This window comes from Microcystis sp. M049S2 (assembly GCF_020245625.1).
GTDB lineage: Bacteria > Cyanobacteriota > Cyanobacteriia > Cyanobacteriales > Microcystaceae > Microcystis > Microcystis ichthyoblabe_A.
On record NZ_JADBUN010000153.1, the window covers coordinates 18950 to 33172 of the forward strand.

Annotated in this window: 14 protein-coding genes and 2 pseudogenes; 10 read left to right on the forward strand and 6 right to left on the reverse strand. The window is 42.4% G+C overall.

The window, feature by feature from the left end; genetic code table 11:
• The first annotated feature begins 383 nt into the window (after positions 1–383).
• On the forward strand, positions 384–524 hold the full coding sequence (locus tag IM496_RS13230) for a Rieske (2Fe-2S) protein (protein WP_255348764.1): 141 nt from the start codon (positions 384–386) through the stop codon (positions 522–524).
• A 59-nt stretch (positions 525–583) separates the two neighbouring features.
• On the opposite strand, the gene IM496_RS13235 is transcribed toward IM496_RS13230, so the two are convergent.
• Complete coding sequence (locus tag IM496_RS13235) at positions 584–979, reverse strand: PEP-CTERM sorting domain-containing protein (RefSeq protein ID WP_287662171.1); 396 nt, start codon at positions 977–979, stop codon at positions 584–586.
• A gap of 693 nt (positions 980–1672) precedes the next feature.
• Here IM496_RS13235 and IM496_RS13240 point away from each other — a divergent pair.
• Positions 1673–1963 (forward strand): nucleotidyltransferase family protein, encoded by a 291-nt coding sequence (locus tag IM496_RS13240; RefSeq protein WP_016517134.1) that lies wholly within the window; start codon positions 1673–1675, stop codon positions 1961–1963.
• 285 nt (positions 1964–2248) lie between these two features.
• Here the strand turns inward: IM496_RS13240 and IM496_RS13245 are convergent, their stop codons facing one another.
• From IM496_RS13245 to polA, 3 genes are read right to left on the reverse strand one after another with little or no spacing between them, the layout of a single operon-like run.
• Positions 2249–2497 carry a heavy-metal-associated domain-containing protein gene (locus IM496_RS13245; protein WP_287662172.1) on the reverse strand — a complete coding sequence of 83 codons (249 nt, stop codon included), beginning with the start codon at positions 2495–2497 and terminating at the stop codon, positions 2249–2251.
• Between the two features lie 36 nt (positions 2498–2533).
• Positions 2534–2779 (reverse strand): NDH complex assembly factor CRR9, encoded by a 246-nt coding sequence (locus IM496_RS13250; protein ID WP_002736270.1) that lies wholly within the window; start codon positions 2777–2779, stop codon positions 2534–2536.
• A gap of 4 nt (positions 2780–2783) precedes the next feature.
• Complete coding sequence (gene polA / locus IM496_RS13255; RefSeq protein WP_287662174.1) at positions 2784–5654, reverse strand: DNA polymerase I; 2871 nt, start codon at positions 5652–5654, stop codon at positions 2784–2786.
• 337 nt (positions 5655–5991) lie between these two features.
• Here polA and IM496_RS13260 point away from each other — a divergent pair, with 337 nt between their 5' ends.
• The 7 genes from IM496_RS13260 (at position 5992) to IM496_RS13290 (ending at position 12882) form a co-directional block, all read left to right on the forward strand.
• Positions 5992–6228 (forward strand): hypothetical protein, encoded by a 237-nt coding sequence (locus tag IM496_RS13260; protein WP_110545693.1) that lies wholly within the window; start codon positions 5992–5994, stop codon positions 6226–6228.
• Positions 6225–6653: a type II toxin-antitoxin system VapC family toxin gene (locus IM496_RS13265; RefSeq protein WP_002781451.1), complete on the forward strand. Its 429-nt coding sequence runs from the start codon at positions 6225–6227 to the stop codon at positions 6651–6653. The genes IM496_RS13260 and IM496_RS13265 overlap by 4 nt, the downstream gene beginning before the upstream one ends.
• Before the next feature lie 164 nt (positions 6654–6817).
• The gene (locus tag IM496_RS13270) at positions 6818–7744 is read left to right on the forward strand and encodes a UDP-glucuronic acid decarboxylase family protein (RefSeq protein ID WP_104396609.1); all 927 of its coding nucleotides are present in this window, start codon (positions 6818–6820) and stop codon (positions 7742–7744) included.
• 45 nt (positions 7745–7789) lie between these two features.
• A complete protein-coding gene (locus IM496_RS13275; RefSeq protein WP_104396610.1) occupies positions 7790–9175 on the forward strand; it encodes a UDP-glucose dehydrogenase family protein in 1386 nt (461 codons plus the stop codon).
• Positions 9176–9414: 239 nt separating this feature from the next.
• Positions 9415–10098, forward strand: coding sequence for a Mo-dependent nitrogenase C-terminal domain-containing protein (locus IM496_RS13280; protein WP_287662177.1), 684 nt, complete (start codon positions 9415–9417; stop codon positions 10096–10098).
• 348 nt (positions 10099–10446) lie between these two features.
• Positions 10447–12135 carry a SulP family inorganic anion transporter gene (locus tag IM496_RS13285; protein WP_287662179.1) on the forward strand — a complete coding sequence of 563 codons (1689 nt, stop codon included), beginning with the start codon at positions 10447–10449 and terminating at the stop codon, positions 12133–12135.
• A gap of 528 nt (positions 12136–12663) precedes the next feature.
• Complete coding sequence (locus IM496_RS13290) at positions 12664–12882, forward strand: DUF433 domain-containing protein (protein ID WP_104396612.1); 219 nt, start codon at positions 12664–12666, stop codon at positions 12880–12882.
• Between the two features lie 144 nt (positions 12883–13026).
• Here the strand turns inward: IM496_RS13290 and IM496_RS13295 are convergent, their stop codons facing one another.
• Positions 13027–13395, reverse strand: a complete 369-nt coding sequence (locus IM496_RS13295; RefSeq protein ID WP_130756545.1) for a hypothetical protein — start codon at positions 13393–13395, stop codon at positions 13027–13029.
• A 133-nt stretch (positions 13396–13528) separates the two neighbouring features.
• Positions 13529–13810 (reverse strand): annotated as a pseudogene (locus IM496_RS13300) (IS30 family transposase); the annotation flags it as partial.
• On the opposite strand from IM496_RS13300, the pseudogene IM496_RS13305 reads away from it, so the two are divergent.
• A pseudogene (locus IM496_RS13305) lies at positions 13808–14104 on the forward strand (hypothetical protein); the annotation flags it as partial. The pseudogenes IM496_RS13300 and IM496_RS13305 overlap by 3 nt on opposite strands.
• Positions 14105–14223 lie beyond the last annotated feature (119 nt).

The following is a 14223-nucleotide window of genomic DNA, read 5'->3' on the forward strand; positions in this document are numbered from 1 at the left end:
AAGTAACAAGGAAAAAGTAAAACCTAGATACAATCAGAGTTTTTGCACCGTCCACGAACTTTTTGAAGTTGCCAATTTAGGAGAGTAAACGATTATGGCTGACTTGCACGCTTTACTAATTGGTATTGAGCTAATCAGTCGTTGCTAAGGAGCGAGCATGGCTGCATCTCTCAACTTGGGAAGATCATCATCAGTTAGTGGCGATCGGAATCAAAAGAGTGATCGAATCCCCCCATCGCGAGGCGCTAACGAGGTTAATCTGTCATTTCAAATCGTCAAGCCCTACCTGCCTTAAAAAGCACCCTGACTGACGAAGTGATCTACGGACTTCTCCGCTATGACGAATTAGTCAAACCCTGGTTACAGGAACGTTTACCCATAATATCCCTACTTGTTCTCACCATCATTTTCAGTACCGTCTCGATACGGGGGAATGTTTGACCGTTGCCGATCTGCCTTTGCCAGCGTACCCGGTGCAGGTGCGGGATGGGTTAGTATATGTGCAGATCGATCGAGTGTCCTAGTGCGATCGCTTAAGTCGAGCCGAGATGGATTGAATAATACTAATCCGTCCTTTGGTTCGTTACTTCCGCTTCCAGCGAGCGGCGACGAAACCAAGTCCTAATAGGCTTAAACCGATCGCTCCAGATGGCTCCGGTGTACCCACCGCTTCGCGAAAGAGTCTTACCGTAAAAGTCCCCTGGTTGTCAAAGCCACTGGCTGCGCCTATATCATTCACGTAGAAATCTATAGCACTTCCCGTACCGAAAAACTCGTAGGAATAAACGCCAGAAGCTTGATAAGTTCCCCAGAAATCATCGTCATCGCCGCCTAAAGCTGTCGAGAACAAACCAAAATCGAAATTAAAGAAATTCGGATCAGTATCGTTAACAGTTGCGAAATTATCTCGGCTTACGAAGCGAGCGTCCACATCCCAAAATTCGCCTCTCTGACCGAAGGCGAAGTCGGGTGTAAACACTCCAGACACCTCGGCCTTGTAGAGAACTCCACTAACAAGGATGCTAGAAAAAACTTTATTAATCGCAGCTGGGGTTTCGGAATTTACCGTCAGGATTTGAAAAGGTGTAGTCTCGAAGGTAGCCGCCGATGCGGTTGTAGCTAGGCAGAAAATACCGCCGATAATCGCGCTCCCTAGAACAAGTTTTTCACGAGAGAGAAACGATAGGTTGTTTTTATCCCCCCCCCACAATGGATAAGTTTTTTTGATGGGTTGATCATTGCAATTGTCCTCCAAAAATGTTTTTCCTTACTTATAATTTAAGGATGGGATAGGTGTAAAGAAAAATTTTCTCATGACCAGGGCAATCTCACACGCTTCTTAACAATACGCAATAAATATATAAAATAGGTTCTTCCGAACCTGTCATGTAAAACTATCAGCAACTCACACTTGTAAATAAGGATTTCAGTCGCAAGAACGTACCTCATCTATCGAAGAAACGCTGTAAAGGAACATTTATTAGAGCGAAATTGGTGAACTTTTCAAGTTAGAATGCTCCCCTATTAAATCTTTATTCAAGCACTTGAAAACCATGTCAATAGACGGAAATTCAACAGAAACCGATGAAGAAACGGCCACCGCTTGGATAAACCAACAACTAGAAAGCTTGAGAGTAAACCTAATCTGATGAACACAAAAATAAATCTACCAATGGAACAAATTAAAGGATTTTGTCAAAAGTGGCAAGTCACCGAGTTGGCATTATTTGGTTCAGTTTTACGCGAAGATTTCCGTTCAGATAGCGATATTGATATTTTAATTACCTTTTCCCCAACTGCTAAACGAGGTTTAACCGAAACCCTACAAATGCGCGATGAACTGCAAGCAATTTTTGATCGAAAAGTAGATTTAATTGTGAAAGCAGCACTCAAACGGAGTGATAACTGGCTAAGATGTAAAAACATTTTAGAATCAGCACAGATTATATATGCCTCATTGTAAATGCTATCAGACGTATTTTGCGCTATACTGATGGAAAAATAAATTAACAGAACTTTTGAAAGCGATCGCACATTTACTCTAAGAGTGCTTTAAAAGCAAAAATTCAAACAACTCTTAGAAATTCCTAAAATAGGAGTAGAAAAAGCGATAGAAACCGAGGAAGAAACGGCAACCGCTTGGATAAACCAACAACTAGAAAGCTTGGGAGTCAAACTAATCTGATCAACACAAAAATAGAACTACCCTTGATTTTTACCAGAGGTCTATTTTTAAAGGGGGAGGATGTCAACCCTCACTCCCAGACTCAACAGTATGGCCGACTTCGCTGATCCATTGGGCAATTTCTGCGCGGGATGCGGTGGTTTCTACCGTGACGATTTTATTGGCTACATCCACCGATATTTGGGCTGCTGGTTGCTGATTGTTAATCGCTTTAGTAATGGTATTACCGCAACCTTCACAGGCAATACTAGGCACTTTTAGGGTAATTGTCATTGTTGTAACTCCAGTAACTTTATAGCTAAAAACTAGCATAAATTGTCAGGGTTAGCTAATTTTTTAAGAGTTTATTTACCATTTCAGCACTGCCGCTTCGATCCCCTGTTCCCGACGCAGTTTACTATCTTTTTCTAGCCATTGAATGACCTGTTTATGGGTTAGTTCTTCTAGGGTTACTCCCGTATCCTCGGCGATGATTTTTAATAAGCGTAGGGAAGAAATCGTTAAACGAGTCAGGAATTTTTCGGGAGAAGTCAAGAGGGCAGCGTCCACATCTGCGGATTCTTCTGGGGTTAAAAATTGTCTGTTTTCGATCATAGTTTTATTTGGTTTCCATCCAATTGTCACCGGCTTTAATTTCTACCAAGAGAGGGATCGTCAAGGAGACAGCTTCTTCCATAGTCGTCTTGATTTTTGACTCTAGGGATGGCCATTCTTCCCTCGGTACTTCCAAGACTAATTCATCATGGACTTGCAGCAGTAATCTCGCTCGATAATTTTGCAGTACCTCGGCCAATTTTACCATCGCTACTTTAATAATATCAGCACTGGAACCCTGAATGGGCGCATTAGCGGCCGATCTTAATAATTGTGCTTCCTCGTTGTTGAGTTTGAGGCTATCTAAATCGATGTCATGTAAGGACAGTCCTCGCAGTCTTTTTAAGAGGGGATTATCGAAGTTAAAATAACGTCTTCTACCCAAAATTGTTTCCACATATCCCTGAGCGATCGCTTGTTTTTTGCTATTCTCTAAATACTCAAATACTTGGGCATAACGTTGATGATATTTTTCAATAAATTTTCTGCCCTGTTCTACGGTTAATTTCGATTCACGGGCGAATTTTTGCGCTCCCATGCCATAAATAACCCCGAAGTTAATTGTTTTTCCTAAACTGCGTTCTTCGGAGGTAATTTCCCCTTTATCAAAGAGCAATTGAGCGGTGACTTTATGAACATCTTGATTACTACGATACGCTTCTAATAGAACTGGTTCTTGACTGAGATGAGCGAGAATTCTTAACTCAATTTGTGAGTAGTCCGCTGATACTAATAAGTAACCATCTTCGGGGATAAAAGCTTGACGAATTCGTCTGGAAAATTCACTGCGAATGGGGATATTTTGTAGGTTAGGATTGGAGGATGATAAGCGTCCGGTGCTGGTGATGGTTTGATTAAAATCTGTATGTACTCGTGCGGTTTTTGGTTCGGCTAATTTCGGTAAAGCATCCACATAGGTGGATTTTAATTTAGATAAGGTGCGATGTTCAAGGATATAATCAACTAAGGGATGATCGCCTTGTAGTTTCTCTAAAACACTTTGATCGGTGGAGTAACCTGTTTTAGTTTTTCTGGATTTTTTGCGGTTGAGTGCTAATCGATCAAAAAGGATTTCACTTAACTGTTTAGGAGAGCTAAGATTAAAAGTTTCTCCGATGGATTCATAAGCTTTTTTTTCTATGTCTGCTAGGTCTCTTTCTAGTTGCTGGGATAAGTTTTTTAGATAATTGACATTAATTTTTATACCATAATTTTCCATCTGCCACAGCACCATGACTAAGGGAGATTCCACCTCTGAGAATAATTGATATAAAGAGGGAATTTTAGTTAATTCTGCCTGTAATTTTTCTCGAAGTAAATAGGTAGCGTAGGCATCTAATCCGCAGTAGTTGGCAGTGGTGGTAATATCTAAATCAGCGATAGTTTTTCCCGCAGGAATACCGAGACTTTTATAACTAAGAGAAGTGATACCGTCTAAATAGCGATCGCACAAATCTTCGAGATTATGAGTTAGTTCGGGATGGAGGACATAGCTAGCCACCATAGTATCAAAAACTAGACCTTTAACGGTAATTCCTTGATGATAAAAAACATCAATATCAAATTTCGCATTCTGGAAGACTTTCGGATAATTATCACCCGCTAAAATTGGGCGTAATTTTTCGAGTACTATCTCTAGATTTAAATTATCACCGCTCTGGTGGCCGATGGGAATATAGGCCAGAGAATTTAATTCTTTTCCCCAACAGCAACCGATCCCGACTAATTTGGCTACACGAGGATTTAAATCCGTGGTTTCGGTATCCCAAGCGACAGGAAAATGTGGATTAGTGAAAGTTGTTAATTTTGCCAGTAAAGCATCTAACTTAGGAATAGTATCAATAATTTCCGGAGCAATTAGAACCGGTGAAGAAATAGGGGGTAAATCAAACAGAGACAATTGATTAGAATCAGCATCGCTAGTTAATTCTAGGGTAGGAGTGCCACCTAGATGCTGTTGAATTTGATCGAGTTTCTGGAGAATTTTCTTTAATTCTAATCTTTCCAATAAAGCTTTAACTAAACGCCGATCAAAACCTCGGAGACGAAATTTATCCTCTTCGAGGCTAACGGGGGCATCAAGGGCAATTTTAGCTAAATAGCGAGAACTTTCGGCGGCGGGTTTTCCCTCTAATAATTTAGTTTTTACCATTCCCTTGATCGATTCCAGATTGGTATATATATCCTCTAAGTTATCGTATTTTTTTAATAAATCTATCGCTGTTTTTTCGCCAATTCCGCGCACCCCGGGGATATTATCAGACTTGTCACCGCAAAGAGCTTTAAAATCTACTACCTGTTTTGGTGTCACCCCTAACTTTTCCGTGACAGCTTGGGAATTAAATTCTGTATAACCCTGGCCAGAGGTACTTTTGACCGCATTAATATCCAGATAGAGAACCGTGGTTTTTTTCTCCTCATCTACCAATTGGAATAAATCTCGATCGCCTGTTAAAATCTTGACCGTATAACCATGATCACCGGCCTGTTTTGCCAAAGTTCCTAAAACATCATCTGCTTCATAACCCGGAGAAGTCACAATAGGAATATTCATCGCTGCCAAGAGACTTTGCAGATTAGTTAAATCGGGGCGAAATTCTTCGGGAGTCTCTTGCCGATTAGCCTTATAATTAACATCAGCTTCATGGCGAAAAGAAGGAGCTGCTAAATCAAAAGCAACTGCTAAATAAGTGGGTTTTTGAGTTTCTAGTAACTGCAGCAGAGAATTTAAAAACCCAAAACAAACACTGGTGGGAATGCCAGTAGAAGTACGCAGAGGTCCCGAACGAGACTTAGCAAAGGCATAATAGGCACGAAAAGCCAAAGAATGCCCATCAATCAGGATAAATAGCTTATTTTGCTCGGCACTGGTCATAATCTAGCCTCTTTAGTCCTATCAAAATAATACTAAATAGTGTATAAAATTTACATCCCCTATTTTGCCCGAATTTGCCTAAATTTGACAAGGGAGTTTCTTCTGTATTAGACTATAACAGATGCTGGCCTTGTTCTAACCTTAAATCTTTCTATCTCTTTACAGGCGGCGGATGCCTGTGCTACCAATTGCATCAATGTCATTTACAGGCATCCTGTTTGTACCACTAGGGAACTATCAGAAAAATGCGGATTACTGTAGGATCTGTTTTAAAGCTGTTAGCGAAGGGAATTATGCTACACTAGCATCAATATCTAGTCAAAAAGGCTTGTAATTTATGACTCCTCATCTTTCTCTTAGCCAGATTATAGAATCTATCGATAAACTTTCTTTAGAAGAACAAAACCAATTATTTGAAAAATTAGCGCAGAAAAAACAACAACAAGAGCATCCACTGCTCAATATACCAGTTACACTAACCTATAATCCCCTCTTAGATGAAGTCATAGAGAGTATAGAAACCTATCGTCAAAAAGTTGACCAAGAAGACAGTCAACAAGTTGAAACACCGTGACTCAATATATATTAGATACCGATCATATAACCCTACTGCAAAAACTACATCCGAACTTAGTTCGGAGAGTAGCGTCTATCGATCCTGATGATACGGCTATAACAATTATTACTTTAGAAGAACAAGTAAGAGGATGGTTCAGCGTGATCAGAAAATACTCTCAAAGCAATCAATATGAAAAGTTAATCAAAGGCTATCAAGGTTTGAGAGATATAGTTAATTATCTGAGCAAATTTAAAATTTTGAACTATACTTTAGAAGCTCATTATCATTTCAGAGAATTACGGGAGCAAAAAATTCGTATAGGAACACAAGATTTAAGAATTGCAGCGATTAGTTTATCAGAAAACAGTATTTTAGTAACACGCAATTATCGTGATTTCTCTCAAATCCCTAATTTACGCCTACAAGATTGGACGATATAGAACTCTGTAGGGATGACTACGAAAATTGTTACATTTTTTAAGGATTACCCAGCCATTAGCCTGGCATCGGCGATCGCTGATAACACCTCGTCAAAAAAATATTTGCCAAAAAGCCAGCGTAAGGGTATTTTAAGAATAATTTTATATGTGTGCTTTGCGATTACATGAGAATCCTAGTTACGGGTGGTGCGGGTTTTATTGGTTCCCATCTAATCGATCGCTTGATGGAACAGGGTCATGAAGTGATCTGTCTGGATAACTTCTACACGGGGGCGCGCCGAAATATCGTTAAATGGCTAGGAAATCCTTATTTTGAGCTAATTCGTCACGATATCACCGAGCCGATCCGTTTAGAAGTCGATCAAATCTATCACCTGGCCTGTCCTGCTTCCCCGATCCACTATCAATATAACCCCGTCAAAACGATTAAAACCAATGTTTTAGGGACTATGTATATGCTGGGCCTAGCTAAAAGGGTAAAAGCGCGATTTTTGCTCGCTTCTACCTCAGAAGTCTATGGCGATCCTGATGTGCATCCCCAAACGGAAGAATATCGAGGTAATGTCAACTGCATTGGACCGCGTTCCTGTTATGACGAAGGTAAAAGGGTGGCGGAAACCCTGGCTTTTGAGTATTATCGGGAGCATAAGGTCGATATCCGGGTGGCTCGGATTTTTAACACCTACGGCCCGCGAATGTTGGAAAACGATGGTCGAGTGGTGAGTAATTTCGTCGTGCAAGCTTTGCGCGGTGAACCCCTGACGGTTTATGGTCAAGGTTCCCAAACCCGCAGTTTTTGCTATGTTTCTGACCTAGTGGAAGGGTTAATGCGTTTGATGAATGGGGACTTTATCGGGCCGGTTAATCTCGGCAATCCCGACGAATACACAATTCTGGAATTAGCACAAGTGATCCAAGGCATGATTAATCCCGAGGCCGAATTGGTCTATAAACCACTGCCGGAAGATGATCCCAAGCAACGACAACCGGATATCACTCGTGCTAAAACCTATTTGGATTGGAGTCCAACTATTCCTCTACACCAGGGTTTAAAAATGACGATCGAGGATTTCCGTTCTCGTCTAAGCTAATCCCTAATCAATAAATTTAACTTAATTGTCACTGGAGTGATTATCATGCGTGTTTGTGTTATCGGAACGGGTTATGTGGGTTTAGTCACTGGGGTTTGCCTAGCACACATCGGCCATCATGTCATCTGTATTGACAACAATGAAGAAAAAGTCAAATTGATGAAATCGGGACAATCCCCCATCTATGAGCCGGGGTTATCGGAATTAATGCAGTCTTCGGCAGCCTCCGGCAATCTGGAATTTTCCACGGACCTAGAAGCGGGAGTTAAACACGGCGAAATCCTCTTTATCGCTGTTGGTACACCAGCACTACCCACGGGAGAAAGTGACACCCGTTATGTGGAAGCGGTGGCCAGGGGTATTGGAGCCCATCTCAACGGTGGTTATAAAGTAATCGTCAATAAATCTACCGTTCCCATCGGTTCTGGGGATTGGGTACGGATGATCGTCCTCGATGGCGTGGCCGAGAGACAAAAAAATCTCGTGGCCGCTGGTGGCGGTATTAGTACACTAGAACGCATCGAAGCGGATTTCGATGTGGTCAGCAATCCCGAATTTTTACGCGAAGGTTCGGCAGTTTATGATACTTTTAACCCTGATCGCATTGTTTTAGGCAGTAACAACCCGAAAGCCATCGAAATGATGAAGGAATTGTACGCGCCTTTGGTTGAACGTCAATTTGCTGATGATCCCTCCTTGCCTCCCGTTCCCGTAGTGGTTACGGATCTCAGTTCGGCAGAAATGATTAAATACGCCGCTAATGCCTTCCTAGCCACCAAAATCAGCTTTATTAACGAAGTAGCTAACATCTGCGATCGCGTCGGGGCCGATGTCACCCAAGTGGCTAAAGGTATCGGTTTAGATTCCCGTATCGGCAGCAAGTTTCTCTCGGCCGGGATCGGTTGGGGGGGTTCCTGTTTCCCCAAAGATGTGTCGGCTTTGGTACATACCGCAGAAGACTACGGTTACGAAACGGAATTACTTAACGCCGCCATCAATGTTAACAAACGTCAACGAACAATTGCGATCGAAAAACTGCAACAGGAATTAAAAATCCTCAAGGGTAAAACCGTCGGTTTGTTGGGATTAACTTTTAAACCCGATACCGATGATATGCGCGATGCTCCGGCTTTAACCATGATCGAACAGTTAAATCGTTTAGGTGCTAAGGTAAAAGCCTATGATCCGATCGTTTCCCAAAGTGGTTTAAGTCACGGTTTAAGTGGTGTGATTATCGAATCGGATCCAGAAAGATTGGCCGATGGTTGTGACGCTTTGGTGGTGGTGACGGAATGGCAAGAATTTCTCCGTCTCGACTACGGCAAAATGGTTAAAACCATGCGCGAACCCGTGTTAATTGATGGTCGCAATTTCCTCGATCCTGCGGTGGTGACAGCAGCCGGTTTCCGTTACCTGGGGATTGGCCGTTAATCCCAGGAATCCGCCTTTTCAGCAGGAATGACGCGGTTGGGGAAGGGACAAGCAGCACCAACCCTTACCCCTGCTCTTAGGGGCGAAAACTGCCCGATTATGCCGCCTGAAAACCCAAAAATTCCTAGCTAACCATAGGGTTATTGGCTATAGTTACATGATGTGAACGGGGCTACTAGAATCCGGGGGCGATAGGTAGAATTGAATTGAGAAACTAGAAATCAGTTTTAGCAATACCTATGGTTAGCTCTGTTCAATACCGCTACACTAACGAACAAGTTAGGGACTGGTTACGGGGATTACTGACAATTGCCTGGTGTGATGGGGATTATAGCGCCAGCGAACAGGAATCGATCGCCCGTTTCGCTCACGAATTAGAATTAGATGACAACCACGTTCTCTATCAGTCGATTAGTCCCGAAGAATTGGCCGCAAGTTTCGGTCATGACCCCAAAATATCAGAAAACTTCCTCCGCACGGCGGTTATGGTAGCGATCGCCGATGGCATTTATTCCCCCGCAGAAGCGCAATTACTGCGTAGTTATCGGGATGCTTTCGGGTTAGAAATCGAGGCCCTGTCAGCTTTAGAACATACTATCTGTGAAATTCCCGAAATTACCACAGAAGCGAATAAATCCGAGTTTATCAGTGCCGAACATCCCCACCCAGATCTGCTGCATCCCCTCAAAGACTGGTTAGATGGGGTAGAAATGCACGATCCGCGCTTGGCCCGGTTTATCTGCAAAATGGTTCCGCCTCAATGTCCTTTTGAACGGGATATCGTACTGTTTGGTCATAAATTAGTCCATATTCCGCCTCTGTGCAAGTTAAATCCTCTCTACGAGCAATTAGTCGGTTTACGTTTCCGCGCCTTATCATACTTAGCCGATGATTGTCAAGAGGATATTTCCGAGTATATTTAGCCAATTTAATTAAAATTGCGGCTAACATGGTATAAATATCCTGCTGACAGAAAATATCTCAGCCTCAAGGCTTTTCCTAGCTAGGGCTGGCTGAATAAATCTAAAAACTTTGTTGGATAAGGCTTTTAGACTTTTTTCCCCTCAAAAAGTGCTGACCATTGGAGTGATCGGGGGTAAAATTCAGGGACTTTTTCCCTGAAAATTAGGTAACTGACTACCTCAAAATCGGTAAAACCCTACACCCCACACCCCACACCCCACACCCTGCCCCCACCAACAAACTTTTTCAGCAGACCCTAGCTAATTCTTCCGTTAAAATTAGGTGAAGTCGCCGTTAAGAGAGAAACTATGAGTAAAAACTCCCGACGAGTCGATTTTCCTGATTTACCCGGGCTAAAAAACCTGCGCTCCTATCAATGGCAGTGGCTAGGCCGAGATATACTCGCCGGTGTCACCGTGGCGGCCTACGCTATTCCCCAGTGTATGGCTTACGGCGACCTGGCCGGGGTCGATCCCGTGGTGGGATTGTGGACTCTCGTGCCAGCCGCCCTAGTTTACGCCCTTTTCGGCTCCTCATCGCAACTATCCCTCGGACCAGAATCGACCACGGCAGTGATGACGGCGGCAGCGATCGCACCTCTGGTGAGCCTTCAAGGGGAAAATTACGGCAGTTTAGCGGCTTTTTTAGCCCTAATGGTCGGTTTAATCTGTTTTGTCGCTTACATCGCCCGCTTGGGATTTCTAGCTAATTTACTCTCCAAACCGATCCTAATCGGTTATATGGCGGGAGTGGCGGTGATCATGAGTGCGGGACAACTGGGTAAAATTAGTGGTTTGTCAATCCGTGAAAATACGGTTTTTAAAGAAATTTTCGCTTTTTTCTGGGGAATAAACCAATGGCACTGGCCAACCCTTAGCCTAGCTCTATTGCTGTTACTATTTCTATTTGTCATCCAAAAATATTTTCCCAAAGCACCGGGGCCCTTGCTGGCGGTTTTACTGGGAACCCTCGCCGTCGCCACCTTCCATCTTGATGGAGAGGGGGTGGCAGTAGTGGGGAAAATTAGCAAGACTTTGCCCAATTTTGGCTTACCAACCCTAGATTTTTCCCAATTACTACCCCTAGTAACCGCGGCCGTCGGCATTGCCCTGGTGGGCTATTCCGATAACGTCTTGACCGCTAGAGCCTTCGCCGCACGTCATAACCAAGAAATCGATGCCAATCAAGAATTTTTAGCCCTGGGACTGGGGAATCTGGCGGCGGGTTTTTGTCAGGGATTTCCCATCAGCAGCAGCGCCAGTCGCACCGCAGTGGGCGATTCCGTGGGTAGTAAAAGTCAGCTTTACTCCCTGGTGGTGGCAGGGGTGGTGGTGGCGGTCATTTTCCTGCTCGGTCCACTACTGGCACTCTTTCCCAAGGCCGCTTTGGGTGCGCTGGTGATTTATGCGGCCTGTAAACTGGTGGATATTGCCGGTGCTAAACGACTAAAAAGCTTTCGCAATAGTGAGTTTAATCTCGCTGTCCTGACCATGGTGGGGGTGCTAACCACAGGGATTTTAAGCGGGGTTGCTATCGCCATCGGTCTCTCGGTTATCGATTTATTAGCCCGCATTACTCGGCCTGATGATGCGGTCTTGGGTACGGTTCCGGGGGTGATGGGTTTACACGCACTCCAGGATTGGCCGGAAGCGCAAACAATACCAGGGTTAGTTATCTATCGTTACGATGCCCCCTTATTTTTTGCTAATGCGGCCGACTTTAAACGTCGCGCTCTCAGTGCCATTGCCCGGGAGACAAAACCGGTAGAATGGTTTGTCTTGAATACGGAGGCCCTTGGGGAATTGGATAGTACAGCCGTGGAGATTCTTGAGGAATTAGCGGCAGAATTATCAAGACAGGGTATAGTTTTCGCCCTCGCTAGGGTTAAACACGATCTGTACTTACAATTGCAACGTTCCCGCTTGTTAGATAAAATTAGCGAGGAGAGAGTTTACTATACTTTGCCGGCGGCGATCGAAGCTTTTAAAAATCGTTAACTGATAGTTAGGGGTCGAGAAGGTCGTCGCCGACCTCCCCTCCCATAAAGAACCTACCCGTGCATAGTTTTCGGACTTTATTGAAATTAGCTGATAGAGTTGTCTAAGTTGGGCTTCCGTCGGTTGCATTTAGTCATTGTCGGCTTAATTTTAGATTATTGTTCATTTTTAGCATCATTAACTGAAAGTCACTTCCCTAACCTATTTAGGGTTTGCTGAATAAAGGTGAAATGTAGGCAAGGTAAGGGTTTTGTGGCTTTTCTCGCGAAACAGGTGCAAGATTTTGAGAGAATCGTGCTTCAAAACCTTGCGTCTTCATCGGCCCGCGTCCTGTAGGGGCGAAGCATTCGGATAAAAAATCTACGGTTTCACCGATAGGTTATTGCCCGAATGCTTCGCCCGTACTTTGTCAGCAAACCCTATTTAGCATCAGTTTAACCCATTTTTCAAGAATCTAGGCTAGAATATGAAGACAAGACGTATTGCTCTGGGTTAATCTACTCTGTAGAAGCTAAGAAGGTAATCAAAATGGCTAAATATTCGCCTCTTATCAATATATCTCATGAAACTATGAGTGGTGTTCCTGTTTTTTCAGGTACTAGAGTTCCGATACAAACACTTTTTGATTATCTTAAAGCAGGAGAATCAATTGATGATTTTTTAGAGGGTTTTCCAACGGTAACAAGAGAACGAGTTATTAGCTTACTTGCAGAATTTGAAAAAGAGCTTATTGATAGGGTAGCGTGAAATGAGGCTTTTTTTAGATGAATGTATTGACCGAAGATTAATGAGGGAGTTTACAGGTTATAATATCAAAACTGTTCCGCAAATGGGATGGACTGGGATCAAGAATGGTCAACTGTAAAGATAATTACAGAATCTGAAATAAACTTATTTTCCTTCCAAGATAAATTTATCTCCTGAACCAAATCGATAATACTTTTTCCCTGTTAGTCTATCTTCTGCAATTTCGACATTTTTACAGCTTATCATTCCTCTAGGATCTGAATTACCAATACGACTGTATCCAAAAGCATCAGCATAACCTACACACTTACCTGCTGATATAGGTATTAAACAGTTATATCCATCTGAAAACAGAGAACCTGATATAGTGGGATTAACTCCGTTCCGCGTACATTCATACTGACGACGAGATTGGCTAATTAAAATATCATTACTCATATTGTTTGCTTGTATGGGAGCAGAATTAATTAATCCCACACCAATGAACATACAGAGGATTTTAATGGCTCTCATAGTGAGTAGTTACTGCAAAAACAACCATAATAAGCAGAATCCTAACTAATAAGTTTAAACATTGTCAAGACGGAAAAAAACGGATATTGTCGGAGGTTTTGTTAACTATGTTTACAAATATCGGAAGGCCAATTCAAGTCTGAATTGCATCACTGTCTGATCTACCTTTATAGAATACCTCATTCGGGGTACGATAGTCAAGACATTTTCGAGGACGATTGTTAATCAAGTTTACGGCTCTTTCCACCTCCTCTGGCTTAACGATTTTAAAATTCGTTCCCTTGGGGAAAAATTGTCTTAACAGTCCATTGGTATGCTCGTTTAATCCCCTCTCCCACGAATGATAAGGAGTAGCAAAATAAAAATCTGCTCCTAGTTTCTGACTCAACTCTTGATGTCCACAAAATTCTTTGCCGAAGAATTAAATAAATCAACTGTTCGATCAGCAATTGAAAGGTTAATTGTCAGCAATAGTATTAATAATTTGGGTAATAAATCTGTAAAAATTGATCAGGTTACTTTTTGTCATAACCCTTCTAATAATCGAGAAATAGAAAATTATCATATTTATAAAACTGAAAACAATGTTATTAAAGCAAAACTAGAAACTGTTCCCAAACTAATAGGATTAGGATTAACGATCGAACAAATTGCTCAGGCTCTTGATTTAGATATACAATTAATTTTAGATAGTCTCAAATCAGAGTAACTTTGATAAATTTATCAAGATATGGATGTCAAGCTGCTTTGATACACAATTGACAAGGATAGGGAAATGGAGAAATTTCAACTAATACCCCAAAACTAAACCGCCAACCCCAACATCTA

What these genes read in the sequence shown, in the direction of transcription:
- IM496_RS13240 (WP_016517134.1), top strand. Translation starts at nt 1,673, where the DNA reads ATGGAACAAATTAAAGGATTTTGTCAAAAGTGGCAAGTCACCGAGTTG.
- IM496_RS13245 (WP_287662172.1), bottom strand. Translation starts at nt 2,497, where the DNA reads ATGCTAGTTTTTAGCTATAAAGTTACTGGAGTTACAACAATGACAATT.
- IM496_RS13250 (WP_002736270.1), bottom strand. Translation starts at nt 2,779, where the DNA reads ATGATCGAAAACAGACAATTTTTAACCCCAGAAGAATCCGCAGATGTG.
- polA (WP_287662174.1), bottom strand. Translation starts at nt 5,654, where the DNA reads ATGACCAGTGCCGAGCAAAATAAGCTATTTATCCTGATTGATGGGCAT.
- IM496_RS13260 (WP_110545693.1), top strand. Translation starts at nt 5,992, where the DNA reads ATGACTCCTCATCTTTCTCTTAGCCAGATTATAGAATCTATCGATAAA.
- IM496_RS13270 (WP_104396609.1), top strand. Translation starts at nt 6,818, where the DNA reads ATGAGAATCCTAGTTACGGGTGGTGCGGGTTTTATTGGTTCCCATCTA.
- IM496_RS13275 (WP_104396610.1), top strand. Translation starts at nt 7,790, where the DNA reads ATGCGTGTTTGTGTTATCGGAACGGGTTATGTGGGTTTAGTCACTGGG.
- IM496_RS13280 (WP_287662177.1), top strand. Translation starts at nt 9,415, where the DNA reads ATGGTTAGCTCTGTTCAATACCGCTACACTAACGAACAAGTTAGGGAC.
- IM496_RS13285 (WP_287662179.1), top strand. Translation starts at nt 10,447, where the DNA reads ATGAGTAAAAACTCCCGACGAGTCGATTTTCCTGATTTACCCGGGCTA.
- IM496_RS13290 (WP_104396612.1), top strand. Translation starts at nt 12,664, where the DNA reads ATGGCTAAATATTCGCCTCTTATCAATATATCTCATGAAACTATGAGT.
- IM496_RS13295 (WP_130756545.1), bottom strand. Translation starts at nt 13,395, where the DNA reads ATGAGAGCCATTAAAATCCTCTGTATGTTCATTGGTGTGGGATTAATT.